The 17,681-nt window shown below is 65.2% G+C and carries 14 protein-coding genes; all 14 read left to right on the top strand.

Annotation, left to right across the window (positions count from 1 at the left end; genetic code table 11):
* The first annotated feature begins 2 nt into the window (after positions 1 to 2).
* The 14 genes from nuoG (at position 3) to J3R73_RS17950 (ending at position 17,643) form a co-directional block, all read left to right on the top strand.
* Positions 3 to 2,081, top strand: a complete 2,079-nt coding sequence (gene nuoG / locus J3R73_RS18015; RefSeq protein ID WP_307429753.1) for an NADH-quinone oxidoreductase subunit NuoG — start codon at positions 3 to 5, stop codon at positions 2,079 to 2,081.
* Positions 2,082 to 2,092: 11 nt separating this feature from the next.
* Positions 2,093 to 3,142, top strand: coding sequence for an NADH-quinone oxidoreductase subunit NuoH (gene nuoH, locus J3R73_RS18010; RefSeq protein ID WP_307429750.1), 1,050 nt, complete (start codon positions 2,093 to 2,095; stop codon positions 3,140 to 3,142).
* On the top strand, positions 3,139 to 3,657 hold the full coding sequence (gene nuoI / locus J3R73_RS18005) for an NADH-quinone oxidoreductase subunit NuoI (RefSeq protein ID WP_307429748.1): 519 nt from the start codon (positions 3,139 to 3,141) through the stop codon (positions 3,655 to 3,657). The genes nuoH and nuoI overlap by 4 nt, the downstream gene beginning before the upstream one ends.
* A gap of 116 nt (positions 3,658 to 3,773) precedes the next feature.
* Positions 3,774 to 4,382, top strand: coding sequence for an NADH-quinone oxidoreductase subunit J (locus J3R73_RS18000; protein WP_307429745.1), 609 nt, complete (start codon positions 3,774 to 3,776; stop codon positions 4,380 to 4,382).
* Positions 4,383 to 4,384: 2 nt separating this feature from the next.
* Positions 4,385 to 4,693, top strand: a complete 309-nt coding sequence (nuoK, locus tag J3R73_RS17995; protein ID WP_307429742.1) for an NADH-quinone oxidoreductase subunit NuoK — start codon at positions 4,385 to 4,387, stop codon at positions 4,691 to 4,693.
* 4 nt (positions 4,694 to 4,697) lie between these two features.
* Positions 4,698 to 6,800 carry an NADH-quinone oxidoreductase subunit L gene (gene nuoL, locus J3R73_RS17990; RefSeq protein WP_307429739.1) on the top strand — a complete coding sequence of 701 codons (2,103 nt, stop codon included), beginning with the start codon at positions 4,698 to 4,700 and terminating at the stop codon, positions 6,798 to 6,800.
* Entirely contained in the window at positions 6,797 to 8,299 is a 1,503-nt protein-coding gene (locus J3R73_RS17985) for an NADH-quinone oxidoreductase subunit M (protein ID WP_307437458.1), read from the top strand. The genes nuoL and J3R73_RS17985 overlap by 4 nt, the downstream gene beginning before the upstream one ends.
* 14 nt (positions 8,300 to 8,313) lie before the next feature.
* A complete protein-coding gene (gene nuoN, locus J3R73_RS17980; protein ID WP_307429736.1) occupies positions 8,314 to 9,747 on the top strand; it encodes an NADH-quinone oxidoreductase subunit NuoN in 1,434 nt (477 codons plus the stop codon).
* 13 nt (positions 9,748 to 9,760) lie between these two features.
* Positions 9,761 to 10,531, top strand: a complete 771-nt coding sequence (locus tag J3R73_RS17975; RefSeq protein ID WP_307429733.1) for a biotin--[acetyl-CoA-carboxylase] ligase — start codon at positions 9,761 to 9,763, stop codon at positions 10,529 to 10,531.
* Between the two features lie 126 nt (positions 10,532 to 10,657).
* Positions 10,658 to 12,328 carry a ribonuclease J gene (locus J3R73_RS17970; RefSeq protein WP_307429730.1) on the top strand — a complete coding sequence of 557 codons (1,671 nt, stop codon included), beginning with the start codon at positions 10,658 to 10,660 and terminating at the stop codon, positions 12,326 to 12,328.
* Positions 12,329 to 12,477: 149 nt separating this feature from the next.
* A complete protein-coding gene (gene ilvD / locus J3R73_RS17965) occupies positions 12,478 to 14,319 on the top strand; it encodes a dihydroxy-acid dehydratase (RefSeq protein ID WP_307429728.1) in 1,842 nt (613 codons plus the stop codon).
* Between the two features lie 662 nt (positions 14,320 to 14,981).
* Positions 14,982 to 15,926 carry an ABC transporter substrate-binding protein gene (locus J3R73_RS17960; protein ID WP_370879950.1) on the top strand — a complete coding sequence of 315 codons (945 nt, stop codon included), beginning with the start codon at positions 14,982 to 14,984 and terminating at the stop codon, positions 15,924 to 15,926.
* Between the two features lie 158 nt (positions 15,927 to 16,084).
* A complete protein-coding gene (locus J3R73_RS17955; protein WP_307429721.1) occupies positions 16,085 to 16,861 on the top strand; it encodes an ABC transporter permease in 777 nt (258 codons plus the stop codon).
* Complete coding sequence (locus J3R73_RS17950) at positions 16,858 to 17,643, top strand: ABC transporter ATP-binding protein (RefSeq protein WP_307429717.1); 786 nt, start codon at positions 16,858 to 16,860, stop codon at positions 17,641 to 17,643. Before J3R73_RS17955 ends, J3R73_RS17950 begins: the two co-directional genes overlap by 4 nt.
* Positions 17,644 to 17,681: the final 38 nt, after the last annotated feature.

Below are 17,681 nucleotides of genomic sequence, written 5' to 3'. Positions count from 1 at the left end.
CCATGGCCAAGCTGATCGTCGACGGACAGGAAATCGAAGTCCCGGCGGAGTATACGCTCCTCCAGGCCTGCGAAGCTGCGGGAGCTGAGATCCCGCGTTTTTGCTTTCACGAGCGCCTGTCGATTGCCGGCAACTGCCGCATGTGCCTGGTCGAGGTGAAGGGCGGACCGCCCAAGCCGACGGCATCCTGCGCCATGGCGGTACGCGATCTCCGGCCTGGCCCGAAGGGCGAGCCGCCGGTGGTGCTCACCAAGAGCCCCATGGTCAAGAAGGCCCGCGAGGGCGTCATGGAGTTCCTGCTCATCAACCATCCGCTGGATTGCCCGATCTGCGATCAGGGCGGCGAGTGCGATCTGCAGGACCAGGCGATGGCCTATGGCGCCGACAAGAACCGCTACGCCGAGAACAAGCGGGCGGTCGAGGACAAATATATCGGGCCGCTCGTCAAGACGGTGATGAACCGCTGCATCCACTGCACGCGTTGCGTCCGCTTCACCACGGAAGTCGCCGGCGTCTCCGATCTTGGCGCGATCGGCCGCGGCGAGGACATGGAGATCACGACCTATCTCGAAAAGGCGATGAGCTCCGAATTGCAGGGCAATGTCATCGATCTCTGCCCGGTCGGCGCGCTGACGTCCAAGCCCTACGAGTTTCATGCCCGTCCGTGGGAACTGTCGAAGACCGAATCGATCGACGTCATGGACGCCGTCGGATCGGCCATCCGCATCGACGCCCGCGGCCGCGAGGTGATGCGGATCATGCCCCGCACCAACGAGGCGGTGAACGAGGAGTGGATTTCGGACAAGACCCGCTTCGTGTGGGACGGCCTGCGCACGCAGCGGCTCGACAAGCCCTATCTGCGCGTCGACGGCCGTCTGAAGGCGGTCGGCTGGCAGGAGGCGTTCGCCGCCATCGCGGCCAAGGTCAAGGCGGCCAGGCCCGAGCGCATCGGCGCCATCGCGGGCGATCTTGCCGCCGTGGAGGAACTCTACGCGCTCAAGGACCTGATCGCCCGGCTGGGTTCGAAGAACCTCGATGCCCGCCAGGACGGCGCCAGGATCGACCCCTCGCTCGGCCGCGCTTCCTATCTGTTCAATCCGACCATCGCCGGCATCGAGGAGGCCGACGCCATCCTCCTCGTCGGCACCAATCCGCGCAAGGAAGCGGCGGTTCTCAACGCCCGTATCCGCAAGCGGTGGCTCCGGGGCACCAGGGTCGCGCTGATCGGCGAGAAGGTCGATCTCACTTATTCCTATGACTATCTCGGCGCTGGCGCCGATACGCTCGCCGATCTCGCGGCGGGCAGGGGCGCGTTCGCCGACGTGCTCAAGGGTGCGCAGAAGCCGATCATCATCGTCGGCGGCGGCGTCTATGCCCGAGAGGACGGTGCGGCGCTGCTCTCTCTGGCCGCCAGGGCGGCGCGGGATCTCGGCGCGGTCAAGGACGGCTGGAACGGCTTCGGCGTGCTGCACAACGCGGCCTCGCGCGTCGGCGCCCTCGACCTCGGCTTCGTGCCGGGCGAGGGCGGCCTCGACGCAGCCGGCATGGCCGCTGCGGGCGCCCTCGACGTCCTCTTCCTGCTCGGCGCGGACGAGGTGACGGTCGCGCCCGGCGCCTTCGTCGTCTATCAGGGCAGCCATGGCGATCGCGGTGCCCACCGCGCCGACGTGATCCTGCCGGCGGCGGCCTATCCCGAACGTTCGGGCCTCTACGTCAACACCGAAGGACGCGTGCAGTTCGCCAACCGTGCGGCCTTCCCGCCGGGCGAGGCGCGCGAGGACTGGGCGATCCTGCGCGCCCTGTCGGAGGTTCTCGGCGTCAAGCTCGGCTATGATTCGCTTGCTGCGCTGCGCCGGACGCTGACGGCCGCCTTCCCGCATTTCGGGGCGGTGGACCATATCGTCCCGGCCGACCCGGCCGCCATCGCGCTGCTTGCCGGCAAGGGCGGGACGCCGGCCAAGGATGCTTTCGTGGCGCCGATCGCCGATTTCTATTTGACCAATCCCATCGCGCGCGCTTCGGCAGTGATGGCGCAGTGTTCGCAGCTGGCCCGGGGCGGGCTGCCGCTGGCAGCAGAATAAGGGCAGGGGCCATGACGATTTGGGATACTTTGCTCTGGAAGGTCGGTCTGCCGATCGTTGAGAGCCTTGTGCTGCTTGTCTGCCTGCTGGTCTTCATCGCCTTTTATCTTCTGGCGGACCGCAAGATCTGGGCGGCGGTGCAGCTCCGTCGCGGTCCGAACGTCGTCGGGCCGTTCGGCCTCTTCCAGTCCTTCGCGGACCTCCTCAAATTCGTCCTCAAGGAGCCGGTGATTCCGGCCGGCGCCAACAAGGGTGTCTTCCTTCTCGCCCCCCTCGTCACCTGCGTGCTCGCCTTGGCGGGCTGGGCAGTGCTGCCGCTCACCGCGGGCTGGGTGATCGCCGACATCAATGTCGGCATTCTCTACGTCTTTGCGATCTCCTCGCTCGGCGTCTACGGCACCATCATGGCCGGCTGGGCGTCCAATTCGAAATATCCGTTCCTGTCGGCGCTGCGTGCCGCCGCGCAGATGGTGTCCTACGAAGTCTCGATCGGTTTCGTCATCATCACGGTGCTGCTCTGCGCCGGTTCCCTGAACCTCACCGCGATCGTCGAGGCGCAGCACAGCCGCGGCCTCGCCAGCCTGCTCGGCGTGCCCTGGCTCACCATCCTGAACTGGTACTGGCTGCCGTTGCTGCCGATGTTCGTGATCTTCTTCATCTCGGCGCTGGCCGAGACGAACCGCCCGCCCTTCGACCTGGCGGAAGCGGAGTCCGAACTCGTGGCCGGCTTCATGGTCGAATACGCCTCGACGCCCTACCTTCTGTTCATGCTCGGCGAATATGTGGCGATCATGACCATGTGCGCCCTGCTCACCATCCTCTTCCTCGGAGGATGGACGGCGCCGATCGACCTGCCGCCCTTCACCTGGGTGCCCGGCATCATCTGGTTCCTGATCAAGGTGTCGCTGGCTTTCTTCATGTTCGCGATGGTGAAGGCCTTCGTGCCGCGCTACCGCTACGACCAGCTGATGCGTCTCGGCTGGAAGGTCTTTTTGCCGCTGTCGATCGCCATGGTCGTGATCGTCGCAGGCTTCCTGCAAATTACGGGATGGGCACCATGACTGCCGCCAATATCAGGCGCCCCGGCATCGGGCTCGACCAGGCTGCCAAGGCGCTGTTCCTGAAGGAGTTCGTGTCGGCCTTCTTCCTGTCGATGCGCTATTTCTTCAAGCCGAAGGCGACGCTGAACTATCCCTTCGAGAAGGGACGCCTGTCGCCGCGGTTTCGCGGCGAGCACGTGCTTCGCCGCTATCCAAACGGTGAGGAGCGCTGCATCGCCTGCAAATTGTGCGAGGCGATCTGCCCTGCGCAGGCCATCACCATCGAGGCTGGGCCGCGCGGCAATGACGGCACGCGCCGCACGACGCGCTACGACATCGACATGGTGAAGTGCATCTATTGCGGCTTCTGCCAGGAAGCCTGCCCGGTCGACGCGATCGTCGAAGGACCGAACTTCGAGTTTGCGGTCGAGACGCGCGAGGAACTGTTCTACGACAAGGATCGCCTCCTGGCGAACGGAGACCGCTGGGAGCGCGAGATCGCCAAGAATATCGCACTGGATGCGCCCTATCGCTGATGGCGGACGGCGCGTAAGCCCCTGTGCCTGATCGTCCTTCCTGGTGAAGGCGATCCTGCGCGGGGATGAGGAACGGAAGTGGACGGCCCGGAGACGGACCGGAGAGGGGTTTGGACATGAACGTGGCGACAGCCTTTTTTTACCTGTTCGCCTTTGTTTGCGTGGCATCGGCCTTGATGGTCATCCTGTCGCGCAACCCTGTGCATTCGGTGCTCTATCTGATCCTGGCCTTCGTCAACGCGGCCGGCCTGTTCATGCTGGCGGGTGCCGAGTTCCTCGCCTTGATCCTCATCGTCGTCTATGTCGGCGCGGTGGCGGTTCTCTTCCTCTTCGTCGTAATGATGCTCGACGTCGACTTCACGGAGCTTCGGCAGGGCTTCCTGCAATATATGCCGATCGGCTTCGTCGTGGGTGTGATCGTGCTGATCGAGCTCCTGATGGTGGTGATCGGCTGGGTGATCTCGCCGGGCGTCGTGGCGAACCCGGCCATGCAGATCGATCCCTCCCTCACCAACACGCAGGCGCTCGGGGGCGTCCTCTATACGCACTATGCCTTCTTCTTCGAGACGGCCGGGCTCGTGCTGCTGGTGGCCATGATCGGCGCCATCGTGCTGACCCTGCGCCACAAGCAGGGCGTCAAGCGCCAAAATCCGGCGCTGCAGTCGGCGCGCACCAAGGCGCAGTCCGTCGAGGTCGTCAAGGTTCAGCCAGGGCAGGGTATCTGACAATGGCCGTCAGTCTTTCCAACTTCCTCGCCGTCGCCGCCATCCTCTTCACCATCGGCGTGTTCGGCATCTTCATCAACCGCAAGAACGTCATCGTCATCCTGATGTCGGTGGAGCTCATCCTGCTGTCGGTGAATATCAATATGGTCGCCTTTTCGGCGGCGCTGCACGACATCACGGGCCAGGTCTTCTCCCTCCTGATCCTGACCGTCGCGGCCGCCGAAGCGGCGATCGGCCTGGCTATTCTCGTGGCTTTCTACCGCAACCGCGGATCGATCGCCGTCGAAGACATCAACGTGATGAAGGGCTGAGGGCGTGTACAACGCAATTGTCTTCCTGCCGCTCCTCGGCTTCCTGATCGCCGGCATCGCCAACATGCTGACATGGCATCTCGCGCCGGCGAATGCCGCCGAGGCCACTTCGCATGGGCATGACCACGGCCACCACGATGCGCATGAGGATCATGGCCATGGCGGTCATGACGACCATCACGAGGTGGAGGTCTCCCCGCATTCGCCCGGCAAGATCCGCTTTGCCGAATATGTGACCACCGGCTTCCTGTTCCTGTCCTGCGTGCTGTCATGGGTCGCCTTCATCCAGGTCGGCTTCGGCGGAGCGGCGACGACCGTGCCCGTGCTCGAATGGATCCATGTCGGCGCGCTGCAGGTCGACTGGTCGCTGCGCATCGATACGCTGACGGCGGTCATGCTGGTGGTGGTCACCACCGTGTCGTCGCTCGTCCATCTCTATTCCATCGGCTATATGGCGGAGGATCCGTCCCGCCCGCGCTTCTTCGCCTATCTGTCGCTCTTCACTTTCGCGATGCTCGCGCTGGTGACGGCCGACAATCTGGTGCAGATGTTCTTCGGCTGGGAAGGCGTCGGCCTCGCCTCCTACCTCCTCATCGGTTTCTGGTACAAGCGGCCCTCCGCCAATGCGGCGGCGATCAAGGCCTTCGTCGTCAACCGCGTCGGTGATTTCGGCTTCGCCCTCGGCATCTTCGCCGTCTTCGCCATCTTCCGTTCGGTGGGCTTCGAGGAGATCTTCGCCGCGGCCGGCGACAAGGCGGCGACCAACCTCCATTTCCTCGGCCACGACCTGCCGGCCCTCGAGGTCGCCTGCTTCCTGCTCTTCATGGGCGCCATGGGCAAATCGGCCCAGTTCCTGCTCCACACTTGGCTGCCCGACGCCATGGAGGGCCCGACGCCGGTCTCCGCCCTCATCCACGCCGCGACCATGGTCACGGCCGGCGTCGTCATGGTGGCGCGCCTGTCGCCTTTGTTCCAGCACGCCCCCCATGCGCTGACCTTCGTCACCTTCATCGGCGCGACCACGGCCTTCTTCGCCGCGACGGTCGGCCTCGTGCAGAACGACATCAAGCGCGTCATCGCCTATTCCACCTGCTCGCAGCTCGGCTACATGTTCGTCGCGCTGGGCGTGGGCGCCTATAATGTCGGCGTGTTCCATCTCTTCACCCACGCCTTCTTCAAGGCGCTGCTGTTCCTCGGCGCCGGCTCGGTGATCCATGCCATGCATCACGAGCAGGACATGCGGAAGATGGGCGGACTTCGGGCCAGGATCCCGCTGACCTATCTGGCGATGGTGATCGGCACGCTGGCGCTGACCGGCGTCGGCCTGCCCTTCACCCAGATCGGCTTCGCCGGCTTCAACTCGAAGGACGCCATCATCGAGGCGGCCTATGCGAGCTATGGCGAGAGCGGCGGCTTCGTTCCCCTCTATGCCTTCTTCATGACGGTGATCGCGGCACTGATGACCTCCTTCTACTCGTGGCGCCTCATCTTCATGACCTTCCATGGGCAGACGAGGGCGGATGCCCATACCTATGGCCATGCGCATGAATCGCCGCTGACGATGATGATCCCGCTCGGGGTCCTCTCGGTTGGCGCCGTCCTGGCGGGCATGGTGTTCCATAATGATTTCGCCACCAGCGAAGGCCTTGAACGGTTCTGGCACGGCGCCGTTTCCCTCGGCGACGGCAGCAAGGTGCTGGAAGGCATGGAGAGCGTGCCCGCGCTCGTGCATCTCGCCCCGTTCACCATGATGGCGGTCGGCTTCCTCATTGCCTTCTACATGTATATCGTGGCGCCCGGCGTGCCCGCCGCGGTCGCGAACGCCAATCCGCTGCTCTACAAGTTCCTGCTCAACAAGTGGTATTTCGACGAGATCTACGACTGGGCGTTCGTACGCCCGGCGAAGCGGATCGGCCGCTTCCTGTGGAAGCAGGGCGATGGCGCGACGATCGACGGGCTTGGTCCAGACGGGGTATCCGCCCGTGTCGTCGACATTACGCGCGGCGTGGTCAAGCTGCAGTCGGGCTATCTCTATCACTACGCCTTCGCCATGCTGATCGGCGTCGCGGCCTTGTTCACCTGGTCCATGTTCGGAGGCACGCACTGATGTCCTGGCCCGTTCTCTCCGTAACGACATTCCTGCCGCTGGTCGGCGTGGTGCTTCTGATCGCCCTGCGCGGCGATGCCGAGGTGGTCAAGCGCAATGCGCGCGTCATCTCGTTATGGACGACGATCGCGACCTTCGTCGTGTCGCTGTTCCCCCTCTTCGCCTTCGATCCGTCGAATGCGCAGTTCCAGTTCGTCGAGACGGCGCAGTGGCTGGGCGGTTCGGGCTCCTCGGCCATCAGCTACCGCATGGGCGTCGATGGCATCTCGCTGCCCTTCGTCGTGCTCACTACCTTCCTGATGCCGTTCTGCATCCTTGCCAGCTGGCGCTCGATCCAGAACCGCGTGCGCGAGTACATGATCGCCTTCCTCGTGCTGGAGACGCTGATGATCGGCGTGTTCTGCGCGCAGGATATCGTGCTGTTCTACCTCTTCTTCGAGGGCGGCCTGATCCCGATGTTCCTGATCATCGGCGTCTGGGGCGGGCAGCGCCGCATCTATGCGAGCTTCAAGTTCTTCCTCTATACGCTGCTCGGCTCTGTGCTGATGCTCATCGCGATCATGGCGATGTACTGGCAGGCGGGGACGACAGACATCGCCGTGCTGTTGAAGCACAACTTCCCCGCCCAGATGCAGACCTATCTGTGGCTCGCCTTCTTCGCCTCCTTCGCGGTGAAGATGCCGATGTGGCCGGTGCATACCTGGCTGCCGGACGCCCATGTCGAGGCGCCGACGGCGGGTTCAGTCGTCCTGGCGGGCATTCTCCTGAAGATGGGCGGCTACGGCTTCATCCGCTTCTCGCTGCCGATGTTCCCCGCCGCCTCGGAATATTTCGCTCCACTGGTCTTCACCCTCTCCGTCGTCGCCATCGTCTACACCTCGCTGGTGGCGTTGATGCAGGAGGACATGAAGAAGCTGATCGCCTACTCCTCCGTCGCCCATATGGGCTTCGTCACCATGGGGCTGTTTTCCATGACGGAGCAGGGCGTGCAGGGCGCGATGTTCCAGATGATCTCGCACGGCATCGTCTCGGGAGCGCTCTTCCTGTGCGTCGGCGTGGTGTATGACCGCATGCATACCCGCGAGATCGCGGCCTATGGCGGCCTCGTCAACCGCATGCCCTGGTATGCCCTGGCGCTGCTGGTGTTCACCATGGCCAATGTCGGCCTGCCCGGCACGTCCGGCTTCATCGGCGAATTCCTGACGCTGATGGGTGCGTTCAGCGCCAACACCTGGGTCGCCTTCTTCGCCACCTTCGGCGTGATCCTCTCGGCGGCCTATGCGCTGTGGCTCTACAGGCGCGTCGTCTATGGTGCGCTGGAGAAGCCGAGCCTGGCCGGCATCGCCGACCTGACCTGGCGCGAATTCGCGGTGCTGACGCCCCTCGTCGTGCTGACGATCTATTTCGGCGTCTATCCGAAGCCAGTCCTCAACATGAGCGAGGCGGCCGTCGCCCATCTCATCCAGTCGGCCAAGGCCGCTGCTGTTGCACTCAACTGATCCGAAGGCGAGCGATGCTGTCTGTTTCCGAACTTGCAACGGCCCTTCCCGAGATCGTTCTCGTCCTCGGTGCGATCGCGTTGCTGATGCTGGGGGTCTTTTCGGCCCCGCGCGGGGCCGGTCTGGTCACCAACCTCGCCGTCCTGCTTCTGCTGGTCGTCATGGTGCTGGTGGCGACCGGGCATGACGGTAGCGCCTTCTACGGTTCCTTCGTCGTCGATGCCTTCGCGCGGTTCACCAAGATCCTCGTGCTGATCGGTTCGGCGGCGGCGATCCTGATGTCGGGCGAGTTCCTCAGGGCCAAGCAGATCGAGAAGTTCGAATACCCCGTGATGATCCTGCTGGCGACCACCGGCATGATGCTGATGCTGTCGGCCAACGACCTTATCGGGCTCTATATCGGGCTCGAACTTCAGTCGCTTGCCCTCTATGTCATCGCCTCGATCCATCGCGACGACCTGAAGTCCACCGAAGCCGGCCTCAAATATTTCGTCCTCGGCGCCCTGTCTTCCGGCATGCTGCTCTATGGCGCTTCGCTGATCTACGGCTTCACCGGCACGGTCTCGTTCCACGGCATCGCCGATGCGGTGAAGGGCCATGTCGGGCTGGGCCTCGTCTTCGGCATCGTCTTCCTGTTCGCGGGGCTCGCCTTCAAGATCTCCGCCGTTCCCTTCCATATGTGGACGCCGGACGTCTATGAGGGATCGCCGACCCCCGTCACGGCGCTGTTGGCCGGTGCGCCGAAGATGGCGGCGATGGGCCTGATGGTGCGGGTGATCATCACCTCTTTCCCCGCCGCACTCGACCAGTGGCAGCAGATCGTCGTCTTCGTTTCGATCGCCTCGATGGCGCTGGGTTCCTTCGCGGCGATCGGGCAGAGCAACATCAAGCGCCTGATGGCCTATTCCTCGATCGGCCATATGGGCTTCGTTCTCGTCGGCCTCGCCGCGGGCTCGCAGGAGGGCGTGCTCGGCGTCCTGGTCTATCTGGCGCTCTATCTCGCCATGACGCTCGGCACCTTCGCCTGCATCCTGGCGATGAAGCGCCGCGGCGGCTATGTGGAGAATGTCAGCGATCTCGCCGGCCTCTCGCGTACCCATCCGATGATGGCCTATTCCCTGGCGGCCCTGATGTTCTCGATGGCCGGCATTCCGCCGCTCTCGGGGTTCTGGGCCAAGTGGTACGTTTTCGTCGCCGCCGTGCATGGCGGGCTCTACTGGCTCGCCGTCCTCGGCGTCTTGTCCAGCGTCGTGGGGGCGTTCTATTACCTGCGTATCGTCAAGGTCATGTTCTTCGACGAGCCGGCGGAGACGCTGGAGCCGATGTCGGGATCGCTCAAGACGGTGCTGGTGCTGGCGACGATCGTCACCGCCTTCTTCGTGGTCTTCCCAACGCTCATCAGCGGACCTGCGGCCTCGGCCGCGGCGTCGCTGTGGCCGGCCGGCTGATACCATCGGGTCGATGAAACTCGGTACAGGGGCACAGGCGGCAGGCTTCCGTCATCTCCATCTCGACGATGTCGGCTCGACCAATGTCGAGGCCCTGGCACGGGGGCAGGACCGGCTATGGGTCACGGCCGGCCGCCAATCGGCCGGCAAGGGGCGGCGCGGGCGGGCCTGGGCGTCGCCTGCCGGCAATCTCTACGCCTCGCTTCTGCTGGTCGATCCGGCCTCTCCCCAGCGGGCGGCGGATCTGTGTTTCGTCGCCGCGCTCGCCGTAAGCGATGCGATCTATGCGACCGCTCCCCGTGCTGCGACCGGCCTTGCCCTCAAATGGCCGAACGACGTGCTCGTCAACGGGGCGAAGGCGGCGGGCATCCTGATCGAGGGCGCGCATGACGGCGGGCGATTCTCCGCGGTCATCGGGTGCGGCGTCAATATCGCCAGCCATCCGGAAGGCACGCCATATCCGGTGACCCATCTCGCTGGCAGCGATGCTGCCGTCGACGTGGTATCCTATTTCGCAGCGCTGTCGGATGCCTTCGCGCGGCGCCTGGCGGCCTGGGACCGGGGCGAGGGCTTCGCGACGATCCGCCGGGACTGGCTGGGCCGTGCGGCGGGCCTCGGACGGCGCATCGTCGTCAGGCTGCCCTCCGGCGATCTCGATGGGGTGTTCGAGGCGCTCGACGACGAGGGGGCCCTGGTCCTGCGGGACGACGCCGGCCGGCGCCGGCCGGTGGCCGCCGGCGAGGTGTTTTTTCCCGGTTTCGTGCCGAGTGGACCCGAATGGTGACGGGAACCAGGTGCATTCTCATGAAGTATTGCCGGTTGGCGTGAGAAATCACGACCGGACAACGCATTCCCTGCAATGATTGCAGCAATGACTGAACGGCGCGTACGCGCCCGATAGGAGCCTCATATGGCACGCGACAACGCCGATCTCGTCTTTTGCGCCCTGGGGGGCATAGGTGAGATCGGCATGAACATGGCGCTCTACGGTTATGGGCCGGCCGCCAAGCGGCAATGGCTGATGGTCGATTGCGGCGTCAGCTTCGCCGGGGAGGACCTGCCGGGCATCGATCTGGTGATGCCCGATACGCGCTTCATCGAATCGCAGCGCCGCAATCTCCTCGGCATCGTGATCACCCATGCCCACGAGGATCATTTCGGGGCGCTCATCCATCTGTGGCCGCGCCTGCAGGTGCCGGTCTATGCCACCCGCTTCACGGCGGCGCTGCTCGAGGCCAAGCGCCTGCACGAGCCGGATGCGCCGAAGATCGATCTGCGGATCATCCCCTCCGGCGCCCGCTTCACGCTCGGCGCCTTCGACATCGAGTTGATCGACGTCGCCCATTCGATTCCCGAATCGAATGCCCTGGCCCTGCGGACGCCGGCCGGAACCATCGTGCACACCGGCGACTGGAAGATCGACGAGACGCCGGTCATTCCGCCGGTGACCAATCGCGAACGGCTGACGGCGATCGGCGACGAGGGCGTGCTCGCGCTGGTCTGCGATTCCACCAATGCCATCCGCGAGGGCCGCTCGCCGTCGGAACGCGACGTCGCCAAGAGCCTGGCGGAGATCATCGCCGCCAAGAAGGGCAGGGTGGCGATCACCACCTTCGCCTCCAATGTCAGCCGCATCCGTTCGATCGCGGAAGCCGCCATGGAGAATGACCGCAGCGTCATCGTCGTCGGCCGGGCCATGGAGCGCGTATGCCAGGTCGCGCGCGAATGCGGCCTTCTCGACGGCATTCCCGACTTCCTCAGCCCGGAGAATTACGGTTTCCTGCCGCGTGAAAAGGTGGTGGCGGTGCTGACGGGCAGCCAGGGCGAGCCGCGGGCGGCCCTGTCCCGCATCGCGCGGGGCGAACACCCCGAGGTGACGCTGGCCAAGGGCGATACCGTGATCTTCTCCTCCCGCACCATTCCGGGCAATGAGAAGGCCGTCGGCGGCATCATCAACGGCCTCGTCAGGCAGGGTGCGGACATCGTCACCGACCGCAACCAGCTCGTGCATGTCTCCGGCCATCCGCGCCGCGGAGAACTCACCGACATGTATGCATGGGTGCGGCCGAAGATCGCCATTCCCGTCCATGGCGAGGCCTGGCACCTGTCGGAGCATGCGGCGCTCGCCCGTTCGCTCGGTGTCCCCGAGGTGGTAGCGGCCGGCGACGGCGAGATCATCTCGCTGAAGGCGGGAGACGCCAAGGTCGTTGACGAGGCGCCGACCGGGCGGCTGCTCATCGACGGCGACATCCTCATCAATGCGGCGGACGAGACGGTGCCGCAGCGGCGCCGCCTTTCCTGGTCGGGCTCGGTGTCGATCGCCCTGGCCCTGTCGGAGAAGGGCGAGATCGTGAGCGAGCCCGACGTCAAGTTTGCGGGGTTGCCGATGCGTACGGCCGACGGCCGCAGCATGGACGACGTCATCGCCGATGCGGCCCTCCTCGTCCTGGAGAGCCTCAACAAGACCAAGCGCCGCGATCCCGACGCCGTCGAGGTCGCGGTCGAGCGGGCGGTGCGTTCGGCCGTGAATGCGGTCTGGGGCAAGAAGCCGGTATGCCACGTCATCGTGCTGGTGGTCTGACGGCGCCGAGCATGCCCCCCTGACCCGTGCGCAATAGGGCTTTCCCGGGACATCTGATGCTGGGCATCTGATACTTGCCATCCCGTCCCGGGGGGCCCATATACGGTGGCTTGCATCCATCGATTTCGATCAAAGATCAGAGAAAGCCCATGCCTGCCTATCGTTCCCGCACGACCACCCATGGCCGCAACATGGCCGGTGCCCGCGGTCTCTGGCGCGCGACCGGAATGAAGGACGGGGATTTCGGCAAGCCGATTATCGCGGTGGTAAACTCCTTCACGCAGTTCGTGCCGGGCCACGTGCATCTGAAGGATCTCGGCCAGCTCGTCGCCCGCGAGATCGAGGCGGCCGGCGGCGTCGCCAAGGAGTTCAACACCATCGCCGTCGATGACGGCATCGCCATGGGCCATGACGGCATGCTCTACAGCCTGCCGTCGCGCGAGCTCATCGCCGATTCCGTCGAATATATGGTGAACGCCCATTGCGCCGACGCCATGGTGTGCATCTCCAACTGCGACAAGATCACGCCCGGCATGCTGATGGCATCGCTCCGCCTCAACATCCCCACGGTGTTCGTCTCGGGCGGCCCGATGGAGGCCGGCAAGGTCATCCTCGCCGGCAAGGAGAAGGCGCTGGATCTCGTCGACGCCATGGTTGCGGCTGCGGACGACCGGGTGTCGGATGCCGACGTCAAGGCCATCGAGCGCTCCGCCTGCCCGACCTGCGGCTCCTGCTCCGGCATGTTCACCGCCAATTCGATGAATTGCCTGACCGAGGCCCTCGGCCTGTCGCTGCCGGGCAATGGTTCGACGCTCGCCACCCATGCGGACCGCAAGCGCCTCTTCGTCGAAGCGGGGCACCTCATCGTCGATATCGCCCGCCGCTATTACGAGCAGGAGGACGAGAGCGTGCTGCCGCGCAATGTCGCCAGCTTCGGCGCGTTCGAGAACGCGATGACGCTCGATATCGCCATGGGCGGCTCGACCAATACCGTGCTGCACATCCTGGCGGCCGCGCATGAGGGCGGCATTCCCTTCACCATGGACGACATCGACCGGCTTTCCCGCCGCGTTCCGGTGCTCTGCAAGGTCGCGCCCGCCGTCGCGAACGTGCATATGGAAGACGTGCACCGGGCCGGCGGCATCATGGCCATCCTGGGCGAGCTCGACCGTGCCGGGTTGATCAACCGCGACCTGCCGACGGTGCATGCCAAATCGCTTGCCGATGCGCTCGACCGCTGGGATATCAGCCGCACCAAGAGCGAGTCCGTCCGCAATTTCTACATGGCCGCCCCCGGCGGGGTGCCGACGCAGGTGGCGTTCAGCCAGGATCGCCGCTGGGACGATGTCGACCTCGACCGCGAGGCCGGTGTCATCCGCGACGCCGAGCACGCCTATTCGAAGGATGGCGGCCTCGCGGTCCTCACCGGCAATCTGGCGCTGGACGGCTGCATCGTGAAGACCGCGGGCGTCGACGAATCGATCCTCAAATTCGCCGGTCCGGCCATCGTCTTCGAAAGCCAGGACTCGGCGGTCGACGGCATCCTCAACGGCAAGGTCAAGGCTGGAGACGTCGTCGTCATCCGCTATGAGGGGCCGCGGGGCGGGCCGGGCATGCAGGAAATGCTGTATCCGACCAGCTATCTGAAGTCGAAGGGCCTCGGCAAGGTCTGTGCCCTCGTCACGGACGGGCGCTTCTCGGGCGGCTCGTCCGGGCTTTCCATCGGCCATGTCTCGCCGGAAGCGGCGGAAGGCGGCGCCATCGGACTGGTGCGGACCGGCGACCGGATCGAGATCGACATCCCCAACCGCACGATCTCGCTGGCCGTGCCCGCTGAGGAACTCGCCGCCCGCCGCGCCGCCGCCGACGAGGCGGGCTGGAAGCCGGCCGCACCGCGCAAGCGCAAGGTCACGACCGCATTGCGCGCCTATGCGGCAATGGCGACGAGCGCCGCCCGCGGTGCCGTCCGCCAGGTGCCCGACTACGACTGAGGCGAGGCGACTTCCCGGCCCTGCGGCCGGGAATATTCCCCGATGCTCGGGACCAACGCGTTCCTGGAGGGTCGATCACCGGTCGACCCCCTTCGCTCCCGCATCCTCGGCGTTTGCTGGAAGCGATCGCCCAGCCTCGGGCGCCTTTCGCCCTGCCTTTGGCGAATGACAGGCGATTTGGACGAAAACATCCTCAGCGACGCTGATCCGTGTGCGTCCGGCGATGCAGGTTCACACGAAATATCGCCGAGCCGACGCCGCGCATCACACGCAGGATGGTCCCGTCTCACACGCTTTGTGGAAACCGGTCCGCCCTCGGCCGTGACATCCGGCGGCGACCACGTTCGGCCTCGTGATGCAAGCGCGGCTGCACCCGGCGTCCTGCCTCGCGCGGATGTGCCCCGCCTGAAATGTCCGCCGGTTCGTTTTTTCGTGTGAGGATGCGGCGTTCGGGGGTAGCACCGTGGCGGTTGGTTGCGCGATAAAGGCGCAACCCCGGCTGATGGCAAGCCTTTGACAGCGCTTTCGAATCCATGCGAGAACGAGGAGCCCGCACATCGAAGGCGGGAGCGTGTCTCACACGCTTGATCCCACCCGTTTCCAGATTTCGTGAAGCCCTGGCGACGCTTTGGCGCCGGCTCCATCCAATGAGGAGAATTCCCGTGAAGAAGACATTGTTCGGCGCGGCCCTGGCGCTGTCCCTCGGCTTCGCCGTCCCGGCCATGGCGGCGACATCCGTTGCGATCGGCATCAGCGGCTGGACGGGTTTCGCACCGCTGACCCTGGCCAAGGTGGCGGGAATCTTCGAGAAGCACGGCCTCGACGTGACCCTGAAGAAGGTTCCGCAGGCGACGAGGCCCCTGGCGATCGCCAGCGGCGACCTCCAATGCGCCGCCACCACCGTCGAGACCTGGCTCGTCTGGAATGCCAACGGCGTCGCCGCCAAGCAGATCTTCCAGCTCGACAAATCCTACGGCGCCGACGGCATCGTTGCACGCGCCGACATCAAGACCGTCACCGACCTCAAGGGCAAGCGTGTCGCCGCGTCGGCGCCGGGAACCTCGCCCTTCTTCATGCTCGCCTGGGTCCTCGCCAAGAGCGGGCTTACCACCAAGGACGTCACGGTCGTCAATCTGGAGCCGGATGCCGCTGCGCAGGCCTTCCTCGCCGGGCAGAACGATGCCGCCGTCAGCTATGAGCCCTATCTGTCCGCGGTGCGCGACAAGCCCGACCAGGGTCATATCCTGGCGACGACGCTCGACTATCCGATGGTGCTCGACACCGTCGGCTGCACGCCGGCCTTCCTCGATGCCCATCCGGATGCCGCCAAGGCCCTGGCCGACAGCTATTTCGAGGCGCTGGACATGATCAAGGCCAGCCCCGACAAGGCGAACGCGCTGATGGGCGCCGACGTCAAGCAGTCGGCTGCGGAATTCGCCGATTCCGCCAAATATCTGCTCTGGGCCGACAAGGACGACAACAAGAAGTTCTTCAACGACGAATTCCAGAGCTTCTCCAAGACGGCCGGCGATCTTCTGCTGCAGATGGGCCTGATCAAGTCGGCGCCCGACGTCTCCACCCTCGCCGACACGCGTTTCGTGAACTGAGCGTTTCGGAGACGGCGGCGCCCGCCAGGATCGCGCCGCCGTCCTCGCCCCCGCATGTCCGGGGCCGATCGACTTCGAGCCAACATGTTGTTTTGACGCATTTCTATCGAAAGGCCCATCGGCTCTCCGGGAAATGCCCTGCTACCGACAGGACTTCGATGCCGCGACCGCTCGAACCCGTAAGTCCGGCGCTGCGCGTGGCGCTCGGCGTCTCCTTCTTCGTCCTCTTCATCGCGGGGTGGGCGTGGCTCACCTTCGGAGGGCATGTCGCGCGCATCTTCCTGGCCGACCCGCTGAGCATGCTTCGGGATGGCTGGCGCCTGATCGTCGAGGACAATTTCCTCGTCGACATCCTCATCACCATCTGGCGCGTGGCCGGCGGTTTCGCGCTGGCTGCCGTCGTCGCCGTGCCGGTCGGCATCATGATGGGGGCGTGGAAGCCCGTGGAGGCCTTCCTCGAGCCGTTCATCTCCTTCGCGCGCTATCTGCCGGCATCCGCCTTCATTCCTTTGCTGATCCTGTGGGCGGGTACGGAAGAACTGGAGAAACTGCTCGTCATCTTCCTGGGGTCCGTGTTCCAGATCGTGCTCATGGTGGCGGTTTCCGTCGGCAATACGCGGCGGGATCTGGTGGAGGCCGCCTACACGCTGGGATCGAGCAGCGGCGGCATCGTGCGGCGCGTCATCATTCCCGCCAACGCGCCGGACATCGCCGAGATCCTGCGCCTCGTTCTCGGCTGGGCCTGGACCTATGTCATCGTGGCGGAACTGATCGGCGCCTCCTCCGGCATCGGCTACATGATCATCAACAGCCAGTCCCGGCTCGCCACCGGCCAGATCATCTTCGGCATCATCATCATCGGCCTCATCGGCATGGTTTCCGATTTCCTGTTCAAGATGTTGAACCGCCGTCTCTTCGCCTGGAGGCTCGCATGAGCATGGTCCGCATCGACGGGGTCTCGCGCAGCTTTCCGGCACAGCGGGGCGGGGGGGCGGTCAAGGCGCTGGAGCCGATCGACCTCTCCGTCGCCCGCAACGATTTCATCACCATTCTCGGGCCGTCCGGCTGCGGCAAGTCGACCCTGCTGCGCATCGTCGCCGGCCTCGACCGGCCGACGATCGGCACCGTCGCCATCAATGGGCGGGGGGTGACTGGCCCGGGCCGCGACAGGGGCATGGTGTTCCAGTCCTACACGCTGTTTCCCTGGCTCACGGTCGCCGAGAATGTCGGCTTCGGCCTGCGCGAGAGCGGCGTGCCGGCGGCGGACCGCCGGGCCACGGTGGCGGTCTGGCTCGACAGGGTCGGGCTGCGCAGCTTCGCCGACCATTATCCCAAGCAGCTTTCCGGCGGCATGCAGCAGCGCACGGCCATCGCGCGGGCGCTGGCCAACAACCCGGACATGCTGCTCCTCGACGAGCCGTTCGGAGCCCTCGACAACCAGACGCGCAGCCTGATGCAGGAATTGCTGCTCGGCATCTGGGAGCGCGAGCGCAAGACGATCCTGTTCGTCACGCACGACATCGAGGAGGCGATCTTCCTCGGCTCGCGCGTGGTGGTGATGTCGGCGCGGCCCGGGCGGATCAAGGCGATCGTGCCGGTCGACCTGCCGCATCCGCGCCATTACACGCTCAAGACGAGCCCGGAATTTTCCGAGCTGAAGCGACGCCTGACGGAAGAGATCCGCGTCGAGGCGGTGCTCGCCGCCAACGAGCACTGAACCGGCAGCGCGGACATTCGCTCGTGGGGGCGCCGTGG

The organism is Labrys monachus (assembly GCF_030814655.1).
GTDB classification, from domain to species: Bacteria; Pseudomonadota; Alphaproteobacteria; order Rhizobiales; family Labraceae; genus Labrys; species Labrys monacha.
The sequence above is the reverse complement of the archived record's forward strand: the minus strand, read 5'-3'. Positions and strand labels throughout refer to the sequence as shown.

Excerpts from the sequence above, each read along its gene's own strand:
- J3R73_RS18000 (WP_307429745.1), top strand. The coding sequence starts at position 3,774 with ATGAACGTGGCGACAGCCTTTTTTTACCTGTTCGCCTTTGTTTGCGTG.
- ilvD (WP_307429728.1), top strand. The coding sequence starts at position 12,478 with ATGCCTGCCTATCGTTCCCGCACGACCACCCATGGCCGCAACATGGCC.
- J3R73_RS17955 (WP_307429721.1), top strand. The coding sequence starts at position 16,085 with ATGCCGCGACCGCTCGAACCCGTAAGTCCGGCGCTGCGCGTGGCGCTC.
- nuoK (WP_307429742.1), top strand. The coding sequence starts at position 4,385 with ATGGCCGTCAGTCTTTCCAACTTCCTCGCCGTCGCCGCCATCCTCTTC.
- J3R73_RS17975 (WP_307429733.1), top strand. The coding sequence starts at position 9,761 with ATGAAACTCGGTACAGGGGCACAGGCGGCAGGCTTCCGTCATCTCCAT.
- J3R73_RS17970 (WP_307429730.1), top strand. The coding sequence starts at position 10,658 with ATGGCACGCGACAACGCCGATCTCGTCTTTTGCGCCCTGGGGGGCATA.
- nuoI (WP_307429748.1), top strand. The coding sequence starts at position 3,139 with ATGACTGCCGCCAATATCAGGCGCCCCGGCATCGGGCTCGACCAGGCT.
- J3R73_RS17950 (WP_307429717.1), top strand. The coding sequence starts at position 16,858 with ATGAGCATGGTCCGCATCGACGGGGTCTCGCGCAGCTTTCCGGCACAG.
- nuoG (WP_307429753.1), top strand. The coding sequence starts at position 3 with ATGGCCAAGCTGATCGTCGACGGACAGGAAATCGAAGTCCCGGCGGAG.
- nuoN (WP_307429736.1), top strand. The coding sequence starts at position 8,314 with ATGCTGTCTGTTTCCGAACTTGCAACGGCCCTTCCCGAGATCGTTCTC.
- nuoH (WP_307429750.1), top strand. The coding sequence starts at position 2,093 with ATGACGATTTGGGATACTTTGCTCTGGAAGGTCGGTCTGCCGATCGTT.